Genomic DNA, 16,262 nt, shown 5'->3' with positions numbered 1-16,262 from the left:
GCTTAGTTTATAAAGCGCCGTATTATAACAGTACTCGGTGCTTAACACAAAGGTTAATCACTAAGAGGCTGTCAATAAACAATAAGAGCAGCAAATACTGCTCTACTAATAAAAAGTGGCGCCTAAACGCCACTTTTTAATATAACTTTATGATATTTATAATAATCTGTTTATAACAAGGCTATAAATTAATTATTAAGTTAATTATTTTACTTTTGGCTGTTTGACCAATTGGCTGCTATCCGCTTTGACCACTAGGGTTTTAGCAAGTTTGTCATGCCAACCGATATTTTCAGGGCTTTTTGAGGCCATATAATAATGAACAATAATAACCACAAACCCTAAGAAGCTGGTGAACGAAAACAACAAATTATAAATAATAAACAGTAGCAAGGTACGCATGCCAATAAGCTTGGTAAAAGATGGCAGGCGATGGGTCGTTTGGTCGACGACGCGGATACCGGTAATCAGCTTACCAAGTGATTGCCCGCGCAAGGTAATAAATACGAGTTGCAGCGCAAACAAACCAAACACCATCACTTGTGACATCATCAAGGTGCTGCTTGGAATACTTTCCATGAGCGTCATTGAGTACTGATAAGCGGCATCCATATCTTGGATGTTTTGGAACTTGGTATAATCCACATCCATCTTGGTCAACGCCATGACTAGCGGAAAAATCGCTAATACATACAGCAAGCCATTGAGCGCAGTTGCCAATACTCGCGACATGATAGGCGCAAGCACAACATCACCGACGACTTTATCGTTGTCGGAAATCTTTTTGGCACCAGACTTATTTAATGACACATTACTATTTGGTGTGTATTGACGATTGGTTGTCATGTCCACTTTGCTGTTTTTAGCGTTTTCTGCTGGACGTTCAGGCTTGCCATATAATCTGTCTAGCGATACGGCTTTGTCATCTTGACCCGTAGTACTAGCAGAATCTTCTGGAAAGATAGTAACATTATTAATAATAGAGTCGTTATTATCCGCCGTCATTATAGGAGCAGGACGGTAGTAAGTCTGATTGTTGGTTAAATTACCAACACGCTGCCACTGATCTAAGCCTTCATGCCATATCAAATCATCTAATACGACTTCGCCAGAGGTGAGCATGATATTGAGCTGATCCAAAGTGTATGGACCGGCTTGTACGTTATTTCGAGCAAGGAAAATCTGCATAATTGCCTACATAGTTAGTCATATCTCAAGTCACTTTTTATGAGTAGCGGATTTTAAAGAGCGGTCTTTAAAGAGATGTTTTTAAAAAGCTATCTTTAATAATTTAAAAAAATCTTCAATAAACGGTCTTTAAAGCTACTTTTAAGTCACTTTTGGTAATACATTATATTAGGGTCTATTTGAAAAAATCAAATAGACCCTAATGATTATATCTTACATGACGATGTGAATTAACGCTGTGACTGAACGTTACGGCTTACTTCGCTTCTTCACCCGCTAAGAAGAACCAAGTATCTAATACTGAGTCAGGGTTCAATGACACTGAGTCGATACCCTGTTCCATGAGCCAGTAAGCAAGATCTGGGTGATCTGATGGACCTTGACCACAAATACCAATGTATTTGCCAGCTTTATTACAAGCTTCAATCGCCATAGACAATAGTTTCTTAACCGCAGGATCACGCTCATCAAATAGATGTGAGACGATACCTGAGTCACGGTCTAGACCAAGTGTTAACTGCGTCAAATCGTTAGAGCCGATTGAGAAACCATCGAAGTGCTCTAGGAACTCATCTGCTAATAAGGCGTTGGTTGGTAGCTCACACATCATGATGACGCGCAGACCATTTTCACCACGTTTTAGACCATTTTTTTCAAGTAACTCGATGACTTCTTTGGCTTCGCCAACGGTACGGACGAATGGAATCATAATCTCAACGTGAGTCAGACCCATCTCATCACGGACGCGTTTCAATGCTTTACACTCAAGCTCGAAGCAGTCACGGAAGTTGTCAGAAACGTAGCGGCTCGCACCACGGAAACCAAGCATTGGGTTTTCTTCTGATGGCTCGTATAATTTACCGCCAAGCAAGTTAGCATATTCGTTTGATTTAAAATCAGACATACGCACGATAACTGGCTGATCCATAAAGGCTACGGCTAGGGTTGAGATACCTTCGACCAATTTATCAATATAGAAATCAACTGGTGACGCATAACCGGCGATACGCTCATTGATAGCTTGGGCGATTTCACGTGGCAAGCTGTTCATGTTTAGCAGCGCTTTTGGATGCACGCCAATCATACGGTTGATGATGAACTCTAAACGCGCAAGACCAATACCTTCGTTCGGCATTTGGGTAAATGAGAAGGCGCGATCTGGGTTACCAACGTTCATCATTACCTTGAATGCAAGCTCTGGCATAGATTCAACAGAGTTGGTCTGTACTTCAAAGTCAATCTGACCTTCATAAATAAAGCCAGTATCACCTTCAGCACAAGAAACGGTGACGTCTTGACCATCAACCAATAATTCAGTGGCATTACCACAACCAACGATTGCTGGTACGCCAAGCTCACGCGCGATAATAGCAGCGTGACAAGTACGACCACCACGGTTGGTGACGATAGCAGAAGCACGCTTCATAACTGGTTCCCAATCCGGATCCGTCATGTCTGATACTAATACGTCGCCGTCTTGTACTTTATCCATCTCGTTTAAGTTGCTAACGATACGTACTTTACCAGCGCCGATACGTTGACCGATTGAACGACCTTCGCATAGGATTTTAGCATCGCCAGTATTGATGATATAACGTTCCATGACATTGCTGTCTTGGCGGCTCTTAACGGTTTCTGGACGTGCCTGAACGATAAAGATTTCACCGCTGTCGCCGTCTTTTGCCCACTCGATATCCATCGCTTGACCGTAATGCTTTTCGATGGTCATCGCTTGTTTGGCAAGTGAATTCAGCTCTTCAGTCGATAAAGAGAACTGCATGCGGTCTTGTTTTTCAACATCGACGGTTTTTACTGATTTAGTGGTGCTGCCTTCATCACCATAAATCATTTTCTTATGCTTGCTACCTAGGTTGCGACGGATAATCGCAGGTTTACCGTTAGCAAGTAATTTTTTTGATACGTAGAATTCATCTGGGTTAACCGCGCCTTGCACGACCATTTCACCTAGACCGTAGCTTGAGGTGATAAAGACCACTTGATCAAAACCACTTTCGGTATCTAGGGTGAACATAACGCCTGCAGCGCCAGTTTCTGAACGAACCATGCGCTGTACAGCAGCAGATAGGGCAACGCCTTCGTGCTCAAAACCTTTATGCACACGATAAGAGATAGCGCGGTCGTTATATAAAGAGGCAAATACTTCTTTAATCGCAATGAGGACGTTATCAATGCCGCGAATGTTCAAGAAAGTTTCTTGTTGACCGGCAAATGACGCATCTGGCAAATCTTCAGCAGTAGCAGAAGAACGTACCGCAACAGCGATGTCTTCGCCGCCACTCATGGTTTCAAACGATTGACGCACTTCTTGCTCAAGGTCGCTTGGCAGCTCTTGCTCAATAATCCACGTACGGATTTTTTTACCCGTTTCAGCAAGCTTGTTGACATCATTAACGTCAAGTGTTTTAAGCTCGCTGTTGATTTTGTCGAGTAAGCCTGTTTCTGTCAAAAAACGATTGAACGCATTTGAAGTGGTCGCAAAGCCACCTGGAACGCTGACACCCAAATCAGATAGATGGCTGATCATCTCGCCAAGCGAGGCATTCTTGCCGCCAACCATATCAATGTCATCTTTTCCTAGCTGATCAAGATTGATTACAAGTGCTGTAGATTGCGCTGCCATGATAACTCCAGAAAATAAGGTTATTTAGTAAAGATTATAACGGTCGATTATACCCCTATATTTGGATAATTTCGATACCTAGAACCAAAAAATTCGTCAAAAAGATACAAATTGTGGGGATTGCTACATATTTGCGCGGCAAGAAAGTAATATTTGGCTGCTAGAATATAGTGAAAATGGGAATGTGAGAGGTTTCATGAATGTATTCACAATAGCTAATGTTGGATAAAACTTCCAAAATTTGCTTAAAGCACTTTTAAAATTTGCTTCTATATATAGGTGACTAATAGGTGACTATTGAATTATTGATAACTGGTTTGATTATTGATTTAAAAGTAAGGTTTGTTTTTATGCTAACTTTTATACAAATGCTTCTAAGTGTACGCCTGTAACATTGATTTCTATTAGATGGCTATTATGCGTATAATATAGCGCATAGATATGTTCTGGACGCGACTATGCTCTTTAGCAGCGAATTCACAGCCAATGATTATTAAAGAGCATGGCAAATAAAGAGCATGGCAAATTTGCTATAAGAAGTTTTTATTATAAGTTGTTATAAACGGCTATTAAGAGTCGATTGAAGTTTTTTCAGCGCTATGCAAAAGCGATTATTGAGGTTTTAACGTTTTAACAAAGGTGTTCACGTTATGTTTGTAAACAATCCGCCCGAACCAGCCAATCCGACTATTCAAAACAAACAAGCATTAGAAGTAGATAACGCCCAAAATATAAGAACCGCCTTTTTTATCTCTGATGGTACGGCGATTACCGCCGAAACCCTTGGACGCGCTATTTTAAGTCAGTTTGCCTCAGTGCCTTTTGAAACCCGAGTACTGCCTTATGTCGATAGCTTAGAGCGTGCCGAAGATGCCGTCGAACAAATCAATACTGCTTATCAACGCGATGGTTTATTGCCATTGGTATTTGATACGATTGTCAGTCCTGATATTCGCGAGAAAATCAATTCAGCGCATAGCTGTAATTTGGATATGTACGAAGGTCTCATCGGTCGGGTAGCAGAAGAGACGGGTGTTGAACCAGATGGACATTCAGGCCATGCCCATGATGATGTCGACTCTGAGACGTATAAAGAACGTATCGATGCCGTGCATTTTGCTTTAGACAATGATGATGGCGCGCGCACTCGCCATTATCATGCGGCAGATATTATCCTTATTGGTGTTTCGCGTTCTGGAAAAACGCCGACTTCATTGTATTTGGCGCTACAATTTGGTATTCGAGCGGCAAATTATCCCTTAACCGAAGAAGATTTAAACGACAATAAGCTGCCTAAAGCCCTACGTGAGCATAAGCATAAGCTGTTTGGCTTATTAATCGACACCGATCGCTTAGTGAAAATTCGCCAAGAACGCCGCGCTGGCAGTCGTTATGCTAGTTACCAGCAATGCCAGCAAGAGCAGCGCGCTATACAGGGAATTTATATCTCGCAAGGTATTCCAAGCCTTGATGTATCAGAGATGTCTGTTGAAGAGATTGCCACGCGTATCTTACAGATGACCGGTCTTAAGCGCCGGATTGGTTAAAGAAATTAATCAACAGCGTATAACGAATAACGACTATGGCGATAACGTAACTGTCGCCAATATTGCAAAATATCCTATCACAACGTATGGTAGGCCAACTTTAGCGCCATGACCCTGACGGCATTTAAACCGGCTGACACTCATGGACTGAAAAAATAGATTCATAAATTAATAAAGAGGATACGATGGGAAGCAAACCTATAAGCGACGCGACCAACGATACTGGTAAAGACACTCAAACCGAAGTGTCTAATAAAGAGAGCGGCCGCGCGCCAAACCCTGAGCATACTGAGGGTAAAAACAAAAAAGCAAGAATTGAGCAAACCCATGAGCAAGTCACTGAAGATATCATGCATCATCCTGACTTGGTCAATCCGCTAGATGACACCCGTATTGATATTAAAACCCCTTTTACCAAAGACTCGCAGCGTATCAAAGGCGATAAGCATAAGTATGAGTATGACGTTGTCGTCCTAGGTGCCGGTCCTGCTGGTGAAGCAGCTGCCATGAAGCTGACGAAGTCGGGTAAAAAAGTAGCGGTTATTGACCCACGCGAACAGGTCGGCGGCAACTCTACCCATGTCGGTACCATTCCAAGTAAAGCATTGCGTCAATCAGTCTTTAACTTGATTAACTTTCGCCGTGATCCTATGTTCACCAAAGCGATGGAATACCAGCAAGTACCGCTCAATAAAGTGCTAACCAATGCTCGTAAAGTTATCCGTAATCAGGTAAGTACCCATACGCGCTTTTATGAGCGTAATCGTATTGAGGTGATTCACGGTTGGGCAAGTTTTATTGATGCGCATACTTTAAGCGTCGAAAAAGACGATGGTATCTTTGAAACCGTCACCTTTAATAAAGCCATTATTACCGTTGGTAGTCGCCCTTATCGTCCTGATATTTTAGATTTTAACCATCCACGTGTGTTTGACTCTGATAAAATCTTGCAAATGGATTATGTGGTCAAAAAAATTATCATTTATGGTGCAGGGGTGATTGGTTGTGAGTACGCTTCTATTTTCACCGGTCTTGGCTATAAAGTTGACCTAATCAATAACCAAGATCAGCTGCTTAATTATTTAGACAGTGAGATTAGTGATGCCATTGCCCATGACTTTAGACAGTTTGGCGTATTGATTCGTAGCAATGAAGAGATTGACCATTTAGAGACGCATGATGATTATGTGGTCTTACATCTAAAAAGCGGCAAGCGCATTAAATCGGATGCCATTCTTTGGTCAAATGGGCGCTCAGGTAACACTGAAGGCTTGAACTTAGAAGCCATCGGGCTTGAAGCCAATAGCCGTGGTCAGCTAAAAGTTGATGATACCTATTGTACTGGTGTCGAAAATATCTATGCTGCCGGTGACGTTATCGGTTGGCCATCATTGGCGTCTGCTGCCTATGACCAAGGACGCTGTGCGGCGGCCTTTATGGTTGGCGATAGTGATGCAGAGCCAGTATCAAGCGTACCAACAGGTATCTATACCATCCCTGAAATCTCTTGTATTGGTAAGACAGAGCAAGAGCTGACCGATGAAAAAGTCCCTTATGAAGTCGGGCAGGCGTTCTTTAAACATTTGGCACGCGCGCAAATCATTGGTGAACGCTCAGGTGTGTTAAAGATTTTGTTCCATCGTGATACGCTTGAGATTTTAGGCATTCATTGTTACGGCAATCACGCGTCAGAGATTATTCATATTGGTCAAGCAGTGATGAAGTGTAACGCCACTTTAGAGTATTTTGTAAATACCACCTTTAACTATCCAACGATGGCAGAAGCCTATCGTGTGGCAGCCCTTAACGGTTTGAATCGTGTTTTCTAACGCTTATTTTTTAATGCGTAAACCGTAAAGTAAGAGATATAAAAAAGCGCCTGCTTAATGAGTAGGCGCTTTTTTTATGGCATTTTTTCTAGCAGAACAAAGGCTACTAAAATTTTTTTACATTAATAGCCAGTTTTACTTTGTGGGGTACGCCAACGAAAGAGCAGCAGTAATATAATGTAAAATGCCCACAATCCTGCCAACGCATAAAATCCCGTTGCGACTTGCGCCACGCTGGCACCCATCTGATTGAGTTGGACAGAGGTGTTAATCGCAGGCGTCGTCGGTATTAACCAGCGGATGATTTGTAAAAACTCTGGTAATTGATGGGCAGGCCATGGATAACCACTGACAAAAAACATAGGTAGCGAGCTGAAAATTAGAATTTGCATACTGCGCTCACGCTGGCGGAACCACAGTCCAAACACGCAGCCAAGCGTGGCCACAGTCGGACAAAACAGCAGTAAAAATAACAAGCTGCCGAGCATGTTTTGTCCGCGTGGATAATGATGCAGCTCAAAGGTCCAACCATAATAGAAGCAGCCGATGATAAAGCTGAACATACTGAGCGCTGCAATACGGCCGAGCCAGCCGCGAATACTGGTGGCATGACGACGTTGTTCATACCAAGTACCAATCAACATCGCTGTAGACATCAACAGGGTTTGCTGCAAAATAAGAATCGCTACTGCTGGCACCACGTAAGCACCGTAACCTTCGGTTTGGTTATATAAAGGAATAATTTTTAGGGGCACTGCTTGGGTGCTTGCCGCTGCGGTTGCAGAATATGCCCCTTGCGCCACGCTTTTTTTAATCTCAACCCCTGCCGATACGGTACTAACGGCCTGCAAAAATCCCATTTGGACATTTTTATTTAGTAAGAAATAGCCACCATTGCCCAGTACGCTGACACTTGTCGCTTTTCCAGACAATACTTGCTGCTCAAGACCGCTTGGAATAATCATATAACCGGCGATGTCATCCGACCAGATGGCCTCGATGGCATCTTGCTCATTTAAAAAACGCTTGGTATCTAGCTGCGGGCTGGCGCTGGCATAACGGACGATGGTTTTGGATAGGTTGCTATTATCTTTATCGATAATACCAACCGGCACATGGTTGACCACCTCTGTCGAATACGGCCAAGGATAAAAGAAGCCATAAATAATCGGCGCAATCAGTAATAGTAACAGGACACCCTTATCAGAAAAAACGTCTTTAATCGTTTGCACAAAACTGTGCAAAAAACTTTGTGATGAATAGTCTTTTGAATCTGATGGCGTATTAGATAGCTTGTCTTTTGGTAAGGTAGAGTCCTTTGCTGATACAGGCTCTTTTTTTAACATAGACATTAGCGTGCTCCCCAGCGTTCAGGATGGGCGAGCGCGCGTTTGCTCAATAATGCGGCTAAGAACATAGCAATAACGGTTGCTAGTGTCAGTCCATAAACTATCGGTAATGAGATGGCAACGGGTGCTTGCATCTGTAATTGGGCAATATGCAGCTTAAGATAATGGGTAAGTGGTAGCGCATCCGACCAATGCTTGGCGCTGTCACTGATGGCGATATAAGGAAAGGTAACCCCTGCAAACGCATAAGAAGGTGCTGAAATAAAACCGGTCGACGATAAGCCCATACGTAATGAAAATGAGGTTAGGGTAAATATGGCGCCAAGCCAGAATGACAACATCATCAGCAAGACAAGACCGACATAAGTAGCCATGATAGAGCTAATAGCAACCGCTTGCTGCGGAGTAGCAAGCCATAACGCTAGAATTGACCATAGGCTATAAGCCAGCGTTGGCCAAAAATACTTACCCAGTAAACCAGAGAGCAAGACTGAAATACTGGCTTTTCTAGGCTTATTATCTATAACAGAAGTTTTATTGTCTGCAGCAGAGGTTGAAGCAGCTATGGTTTTGTCGTTTTTAATGTCGTTTTTAGTATTGGCTTCAATGCTGGTTAAGTCAGGATGACCGCTTTCAATAAAGTCATACCAACGACCGATTTGCTTATCGCGTAGCTCGCGTCCAATGGTCGTAGCACCGATGACCATAGCTAAGATATGCAGCAGCGCTGGGATAACGGTTGATGCTAAAAACTGCTGATAATCCGTTGCGGCATTAAATAAGCTAATACGTTGAATACCAATGGGCGAGTAAGCAATCGCCGCTTGTGATGGGGCCATACCTTGTTTCACCAAACGCTGTATCTCAACGCCTGCCGATAGCGTACCAATCACTGATTGGACACTGGTTTGGATAATGCCAGAGTGAGTACCGTATTGAGCGTTTACTTGCAGCACGATGGGAGCAGGTTTACTCGATGAGATATTGCGCGAGAAATCCTCGGGAATAATGACCACCGCATAAATATCACGTTGCAGGAGCGCTGCTTCTACCGCTGCCGGTGAATGATACAGCTGTCTGACCGTCAGGTTCGGATTGGCTTCCAAATAACGCACGGCAGTATTGGCAATAGGACCGCGGTCTTTATCCATCACCCCAATAGGTAAATCGGTGATTTGTATTTGTGAGAAAATCCACCAAATTAACAGCACGGTTGCAAGCGGTATCCAAAGCACCATGCTCAAATCCCATGGATTTTTGGCTAAAAAACGTCGCTCGTAGGCCGCACTGCGTATAAAAGCGCCAATTAGCCCCTTTTGTCCACTTAGCCCCTTTTGTCCACTTAGCCTCTTTTGCTTAGTCAAGCGCATGGCTTACTCTTGAGTCTGATTAGCAAGGGCTGGATTGATACTGACAATCACGCTCATACCCGAGCGAATACGTCGATCAGGTGCCGATGGTCGCGCTTTAACCTCAAAAGTACGCACATCAAAACCATCGTTATTGTTGGTCGGACGCCAAGTGGCAAAATCAGATAATGTTGAGGTGGCATAAACGGTAAACTGTTTGGTATAAGGCTTTTCGGGCGATGATAAAGCAGGAATCGTACCCATAAAACGCTGACCAATCGCAAATTGATTTAAATAGGTTTCAGTGACGTTGAGTACCACCCATTGATCGTCGGTATTGACCAAGGTAAGGATCGGCACACCTTGACCAATGACTTCGCCAGCATTGACGATGACATTATCCACGATACCGGCAATCGGGCTTCTTAGATTGGCTTCTTCTTTTGCGACTAGTGCTTCTTCTAATTGCGCATCGACTTGGGCAACTTGTGCCGTTGCGGCAGATTTATCTTCACTGCGTGCGCCTTCCATTGCTAAGTCATACTGCAAGCGCGCCGCTTCTGTTTGATCTTGGGTAGCCAAATATTGGGCGTAGGCTTCATCACGTTTTTGCCGCGCCATCAGCCCTTCTTCATAAAGGCGATTGACGCGCTGATAGGTATTTTCTGCCAAATCAGACGCCGCTTTATTGGCTTGCCAAGCGGCTTTTGCTTGCGCAATCTCTTGTGGACGGGCGCCATTTTCTGCTTTATCAAGCTGACTTTGGGCCATTTGTTTGCCAGCACGAGCTTGATTAATCTTAGCGTTAATCTCAGGTGAGTCCATCTCAATCAATTGCTGACCGACCGTCACGGCATCGCCTTCTGTGACCATGATTTGTGCAATACGTCCTGGTACTTTTGCGGCGATGGACGTTTGCTGCATTTGCATCTGCCCTTGTAAGGTGATGACTTCAGGCTCATTGTGTTGATTGCTTTTATACAAACCATAAGCAATTGCCCCTAAAACAAGCAGCACAAGGAGTACCAAAATCGCCTTTTTAATCACGGCAGATTTATCCGCTTTTGCAGGCTCGCGTTTATAAGGCGGCACCGCTTGCTCTTGGTCCATATCAGCGCTATCGACGCTATCGACGCTATCGACGCTATCGATGCTATCAGCGCTATCGACGAAAGCTTCAGTCGGTTTAGTGCCATTAATAGCATCGACGGGCGTTTGCTCATGATGACTGCTGTTTGATTCAGCGGTTTGGTCTGAAGCATTTAATTTGCGTGAGTCGCCTGATTCGTTATTAGATTCAGTCATGACAGTGAGATTCCTAAAGCGATAAAGTCGGTAATAAGCAGAATAGGTCTGGCGTTATTTAGTCTTGGCATTTAATCTTATTATTTAATATGTCTTACTGGGTAGGCTATTTGTCATATAAGGTTGGTAGTCGAATATCAGCAGCGTTTAAGTAAGCATTGAAAGCGAGAGGCGTACCGCAGCTTTGCATTAGAGCGGCAAGAGACTGTACATAAGTATTCGCCGCTTGCGCCTGTTCCGTACGCGCTTTGAGGTATTGTGTCTGTGCTTGTACTACATCGATAGGCGTATTTAAGCCTTCTTGCAGCCCAAGGCGACGCAAGCGTAATACCTCTGCTGCCAAATCTACATTACTTTGTAGTGCCTGATAGCGAGATTGGGCATTATTGACATCGTGCCAGTTTTTTTCGACCAACAATAATAGATTGTCACTAACCTCAATCTCAGACAAATCCGCTTGGCGTATTTTGGCATTGCTAGAGGCTAGAGAAGCGGTTTTATCGAGCCCACCCCAAAGCTTCCAACTTGCTGAAATACCAGCGACCCAACTTGGGTCTTTTTCGAGTTGTCCATAGCCATAAAGCATAACCGTAGGTTTGTAGCCGGTATCTGACAGCGCGTGTAGCTGCTGAGCTTGGGCTCGTTTAGCGGCGACTTTTTGCAGACCTGGATGATTGCTCAGTGCCAAATCTTGAAAATAATTGACATCAGGTAAAGGACGACTAGAAACAAATAGGGGCGTGGTCGGCTTGATACGATAATCGGTACGCAAGAGACGCTGTAGCGCCATCATCGCTAGACGCGCATCATTGTTGGCATTGACCGATTCGCTTTTTGCATCGGCAAGCGCCGATTGGGCTTCTAAGCGATCGACACGTGAGATAAAGCCTTCTTCAAAAAGGCGCTGTGCCATATGATCAACTTGCTGCACCGTATCATAAGCATCTTCGCGTAAATAGGCAGCAATAATCGCCAATTGTGCCTTAAAATAACGCTCAATTAAGGTGTTATAAAGCTCGTTGGTATCCAGTATGCTATCTGCGACAGCTTCTTGAGTACGAGCAGTAGAAGCGCCTGTTAATGCTGCTGTGCGTCCAGCGGTATAAATGGGCCATACCACACCCAAACCTGCTCCCGTCGTTGAACCTGAACGTTTTAAATCGTAATTATCTGGGATACGGTCACCGACCAATTCACCAAAATCCGGCAGATTTTCTATATCTATGGGCGGGTCGATGCTATCAACGCTACTATTTACATCGTTGATAATGCCGGTTTTAATCGACGATAAGTCCACATCGGCATCCAAGTTATAAGCATTGGCTGAGACGCGCGCAAATACTAACGGATGGTCGATGGTTTTTAGCGCATCCGTTTCGTATTCACTGGCAGCAATCGCGGCTTGATTGGCAGCAATTTTTGGTGAAACTTGCAATAAAATATTTTGCGCTTGCTCAAGACTTAGCAGGCTAGACACTTCTAAGGGATAGCTATTATCAATGCTTTTATGGGTGATGGGGTCGATAAGGGTGCTTAAGCCAGTATTGGGCTCAGCTTTAGCTGTCTGTTTTTCTGTCGTCGCTGCCTTGTTTTGTAGACTGCTTTCTTGAGTGACACTTTGATTATCTGCATCAATAATTTGCGTCACTACCACTGGCGCTACTTCATTTTGTGACGTGATAATATCATCGTTAGCGTTTGCGGAGTGAGACGCGGCTAAGCTCATGAGCATAACCGTCATCACAGCAGTAGACAGAGTCGATAAAGCAAATTTCATAAGTCACGTAAGCCATTAATTAGAATGCAAAGTGTTTAGAACGTAAAGTCTTTAGAAGGTAGCCAAACTGGGCAATATTATAGACTATTAATAGAAAGCAAAAATTGGTTATTCATAACAAAGCGTACACTGTAGTGCCACAATGGTGACGGGTCAATGCTCACTATTCGCTTATTTTACATTGAATATGCGCTGTTTTTATGTTAAGTGTCTCATTGTAAGGTAAATAATAGCATTATTTATGGGTTAGTGATAAAAAGTCATTGAGGATAAAAGCTCGTTGAAATAACAATCTAAACCATGCACTAACTTTTAGTAGTACATGCAATAGCTTTAATTAATAAAGGCATGGCTATAAAGCTAGATAAAAATCAGCAGATAAAAAACAACACTATCTAAAATAGGATGTGAGTAATGGCAGGATATATTTTAGCGCTAGATCAAGGTACAACATCGAGCCGCGCGATTTTGTACGATGACCATGCCCGTCCGATTAAAATGGTACAGCAGCCGACAACTTTAAAGACGCCGCAAGCAGGTTTTGTCGAGCAAGATGCCCAGCAGATTTGGCAGACACAGATTAGCTGTGCCCATGATGTGATTAATCAGGCCGGGCTGCTTGCGACCGATGTTACCAGTATTGCGATTACCAATCAGCGTGAGTCTATCGTGATGTGGGATAAGCAAACGGGCAAACCTTTAGCGCCTGCCATTATTTGGCAAGATCGCCGCACCGCAAGCTATTGTAAAACGCTTGCTGCAGAAAGCGCGAGCGGTAAGACTGATGATAAGCATGTTGATATGGCAAGCGAGATACAACGTATCACAGGCTTACGCTTAGACCCATATTTTAGCGCCAGTAAAATCGCGTGGTTGTTAGAAAACGACCCTAAATTAAGAGTACGCGCCAATAAAGGGGAGATTGCTGTCGGTACCATAGACAGCTGGCTTATCTATAAATTAACCGGCGGCGAACACGTCATCGATGTGACCAATGCCTGTCGTACTTTATTATATGATATCCATAAACTGGCATGGTCAGAGGAGCTATGTACCTGTTTTGCCATACCCATGAATATATTGCCCAAGGTGCTGGCATCTGATGGAGATTTTGGTAAAACAAAAAAAGGGTTGTTTGCCAAACAAATTCCTATTCAGGCGGTATTGGGCGACCAACAGGCGGCGCTATTTGGGCAAGGCTGCCTTGATGCAGGCATGGCAAAAAATACCTATGGCACGGGCTGTTTTATGCTGATGAATATCGGTCAGACGCCAAAACTGAGTGAGCATAAGTTACTGACGACCATCGCTTGGCAACGTAAATCAACGCCAATGCGTCCAGACAATTTATCATTTGATCAAATCGTTCAGTCTGGCAGGCGTATGCTACAACCGCCCAAAAAGGAAGTCACTTATGCCTTGGAGGGCAGTGTTTTTATGGCCGGTGCTATCGTGCAATGGTTGCGTGATAATCTCGGTATGATTCAACAAAGCAGTGAGGTTGAGAGTTTAGCGCGGCGAGTAGATAGCAGTGAAGAGGTGGTCTTATTGCCCGCATTTACAGGTCTTGGCGCTCCTTACTGGCGCTCCGATATCAGTGCCAGTATCACTGGTATGAGCCGCGGTACGACCAAAGCCCATATCGCGCGCGCGGCATTGGAAGCGGTGGCATATCAGACTTATGATGTACTCATCGCTATGCAAAAAGACAGTCCTCATCCATTGACTGAGCTCAGAGTCGATGGCGGCGCGGCTAATAATGACTTACTTATGCAGTTTCAAGCTGACTTATTAGGGGTGCCGGTACTGCGGCCCAAAGACACAGAAATCACAGCCAAAGGTGCGGCTTTATTAGCGGGATTGAAAACGGGTCTATACGATGAAGCAACGATGCAAGCATCATGGCAAGTCGACCGGATTTTTGAGCCTGAAATGTCCGCCGATATTCGGCAGCAGCATCTTAATAAATGGCAACAAGCCGTCGATAGAGCGTTAAAAGTCATGTAATTGTCTAATATTGAGATATTTAAGCGCTGTAACCACTCAGTTAAAGATTACTTAAAGCGCTCCGCTGACATACAAATCCATGCAAATTGGCGATAAAGATACAGGCTGTAACGCAAGGCAATCGTAATTTGGACACAAATTACATAACCTGTCTATTTGTTGGTATCCATAAATTCCTATACTTTAGATGAATTAAATCATAGCGCTAGTCACTCTTATTTAATTTCTATTAATCTATAACTATTAATTCATAACTATGTCATTAATAGGCGTTAAATTAATAGCTTAGATTTACAGCTGAAAAATGAGCGATTAGTACATTAGCAATGAATAACTCTAATATATAACAAATAATTTAAGGATAATATTATGAATAACGATGGACGCATTACAGACCCTAATAACCGTGTAATCGCTGATGACTATCTTGAAGTCGGTGATAGAGAGCGCATCGTTGATGACAATGCACGTCGATTAAATGACAATGATGTTGATATCAATGGTAATAGAGTTGTTAGACATGAAAATGACAATATCATTGATGATCACGACGCCATTGATCGTAATGCCGTGAAGCACATGTCAAAAGAGAGCAGAGAAGATCTGAATGCTGATCCAATCACAGGTGAGCCAGGCTCACACCCACTAGGCACAGGTATTGGTGGTATTGGCGGCGCAGCAGCAGGTGCGGCTATTGGAACAATGGCAGGTCCATTAGGAACCTTAATCGGCGGCGCTATTGGTGCTATCGTTGGTGGCGGTGCTGGTCATGCAGCCGCAGAAGCCATTGACCCAACTCGTGAAGAAGCCTACTGGCGTGCTCAACATGCCAATGCGGATTATTACCGCGAAGGTCATGAGTTTGATCGTGATTTACATCCAGCGTATGCTGTTGGTTACGCCAATCGCGCCCGCTATCCAGCCGATGCCCGTTTTGAAGATCATGAATCAGACTTAGAGCGTTCATGGCATGAAGTGAAGGGTGAATCGCGTCTAGAGTGGGAAGAGGCTCGTCGTGCAACACGTGATGCATGGAACCGTGTGTCTTAATAGCCGTTATATTTTTAAGCTATGATGATTAAAGTAATGATCGATAAGATTCCTTTGTTAAGCTTCATCATTAAGATAAACTAATCGTTTATTTGATATAAGTAAATAAACAATACAAAAGCTTACTCTCTCATTACTAGAATTAGTCTGATTGTAGACTTTACTCTGCTATCAGACAAAATAAGCGAGTTTTATGCTACTTTAAAGCCTCCAAAGATTT

General features: G+C 43.6%; 10 protein-coding genes. 4 read left to right on the top strand and 6 right to left on the bottom strand.

Features of this window, described 5'->3' with window-relative positions; genetic code table 11:
- Window positions 1-204 precede the first annotated feature (204 nt).
- Together ACP7AA_RS06230 and ppsA are read right to left on the bottom strand one after the other, a co-directional pair.
- The gene (locus tag ACP7AA_RS06230) at window positions 205-1,188 is read right to left on the bottom strand and encodes an RDD family protein (protein ID WP_227670453.1); all 984 of its coding nucleotides are present in this window, start codon (window positions 1,186-1,188) and stop codon (window positions 205-207) included.
- A 256-nt stretch (window positions 1,189-1,444) separates the two neighbouring features.
- Complete coding sequence (gene ppsA / locus ACP7AA_RS06225) at window positions 1,445-3,829, bottom strand: phosphoenolpyruvate synthase (RefSeq protein ID WP_426222953.1); 2,385 nt, start codon at window positions 3,827-3,829, stop codon at window positions 1,445-1,447.
- Window positions 3,830-4,479: 650 nt separating this feature from the next.
- Between ppsA and ppsR the strand changes: the two genes are divergently transcribed.
- Window positions 4,480-5,376 carry a posphoenolpyruvate synthetase regulatory kinase/phosphorylase PpsR gene (ppsR, locus tag ACP7AA_RS06220; RefSeq protein WP_227670454.1) on the top strand — a complete coding sequence of 299 codons (897 nt, stop codon included), beginning with the start codon at window positions 4,480-4,482 and terminating at the stop codon, window positions 5,374-5,376.
- A gap of 185 nt (window positions 5,377-5,561) precedes the next feature.
- Window positions 5,562-7,205, top strand: coding sequence for a Si-specific NAD(P)(+) transhydrogenase (gene sthA, locus ACP7AA_RS06215; RefSeq protein WP_426222952.1), 1,644 nt, complete (start codon window positions 5,562-5,564; stop codon window positions 7,203-7,205).
- Window positions 7,206-7,327: 122 nt separating this feature from the next.
- On the opposite strand, the gene ACP7AA_RS06210 is transcribed toward sthA, so the two are convergent.
- The 4 genes from ACP7AA_RS06210 to ACP7AA_RS06195 form a co-directional block, all read right to left on the bottom strand.
- Window positions 7,328-8,557: an ABC transporter permease gene (locus ACP7AA_RS06210; RefSeq protein WP_426222951.1), complete on the bottom strand. Its 1,230-nt coding sequence runs from the start codon at window positions 8,555-8,557 to the stop codon at window positions 7,328-7,330.
- Entirely contained in the window at window positions 8,557-9,924 is a 1,368-nt protein-coding gene (locus tag ACP7AA_RS06205; RefSeq protein ID WP_426222950.1) for an ABC transporter permease, read from the bottom strand. Before ACP7AA_RS06205 ends, ACP7AA_RS06210 begins: the two co-directional genes overlap by 1 nt.
- Before the next feature lie 3 nt (window positions 9,925-9,927).
- Window positions 9,928-11,208, bottom strand: a complete 1,281-nt coding sequence (locus ACP7AA_RS06200) for an HlyD family secretion protein (RefSeq protein WP_426222949.1) — start codon at window positions 11,206-11,208, stop codon at window positions 9,928-9,930.
- Between the two features lie 106 nt (window positions 11,209-11,314).
- Window positions 11,315-12,934, bottom strand: a complete 1,620-nt coding sequence (locus tag ACP7AA_RS06195; protein ID WP_426222948.1) for a TolC family protein — start codon at window positions 12,932-12,934, stop codon at window positions 11,315-11,317.
- A gap of 465 nt (window positions 12,935-13,399) precedes the next feature.
- Here ACP7AA_RS06195 and glpK point away from each other — a divergent pair, with 465 nt between their 5' ends.
- Both glpK and ACP7AA_RS06185 read left to right on the top strand, forming a co-directional pair.
- A complete protein-coding gene (gene glpK / locus ACP7AA_RS06190; protein ID WP_426222947.1) occupies window positions 13,400-14,992 on the top strand; it encodes a glycerol kinase GlpK in 1,593 nt (530 codons plus the stop codon).
- 579 nt (window positions 14,993-15,571) lie between these two features.
- Window positions 15,572-16,042, top strand: a complete 471-nt coding sequence (locus ACP7AA_RS06185) for a hypothetical protein (RefSeq protein ID WP_201564951.1) — start codon at window positions 15,572-15,574, stop codon at window positions 16,040-16,042.
- Window positions 16,043-16,262 lie beyond the last annotated feature (220 nt).

Source organism: Psychrobacter sp. DWR1-2-3, assembly GCF_049896465.1.
GTDB lineage: Bacteria > Pseudomonadota > Gammaproteobacteria > Pseudomonadales > Moraxellaceae > Psychrobacter > Psychrobacter maritimus.
This window is presented reverse-complemented; position numbering and strand designations above follow the sequence as displayed.

Coding starts and splice junctions, on each gene's coding strand:
- ppsR (WP_227670454.1), top strand. CDS start 4,480: ATGTTTGTAAACAATCCGCCCGAACCAGCCAATCCGACTATTCAAAAC.
- glpK (WP_426222947.1), top strand. CDS start 13,400: ATGGCAGGATATATTTTAGCGCTAGATCAAGGTACAACATCGAGCCGC.
- ppsA (WP_426222953.1), bottom strand. CDS start 3,829: ATGGCAGCGCAATCTACAGCACTTGTAATCAATCTTGATCAGCTAGGA.
- ACP7AA_RS06210 (WP_426222951.1), bottom strand. CDS start 8,557: ATGTCTATGTTAAAAAAAGAGCCTGTATCAGCAAAGGACTCTACCTTA.
- sthA (WP_426222952.1), top strand. CDS start 5,562: ATGGGAAGCAAACCTATAAGCGACGCGACCAACGATACTGGTAAAGAC.
- ACP7AA_RS06205 (WP_426222950.1), bottom strand. CDS start 9,924: ATGCGCTTGACTAAGCAAAAGAGGCTAAGTGGACAAAAGGGGCTAAGT.
- ACP7AA_RS06200 (WP_426222949.1), bottom strand. CDS start 11,208: ATGACTGAATCTAATAACGAATCAGGCGACTCACGCAAATTAAATGCT.
- ACP7AA_RS06185 (WP_201564951.1), top strand. CDS start 15,572: ATGTCAAAAGAGAGCAGAGAAGATCTGAATGCTGATCCAATCACAGGT.
- ACP7AA_RS06230 (WP_227670453.1), bottom strand. CDS start 1,188: ATGCAGATTTTCCTTGCTCGAAATAACGTACAAGCCGGTCCATACACT.
- ACP7AA_RS06195 (WP_426222948.1), bottom strand. CDS start 12,934: ATGAGCTTAGCCGCGTCTCACTCCGCAAACGCTAACGATGATATTATC.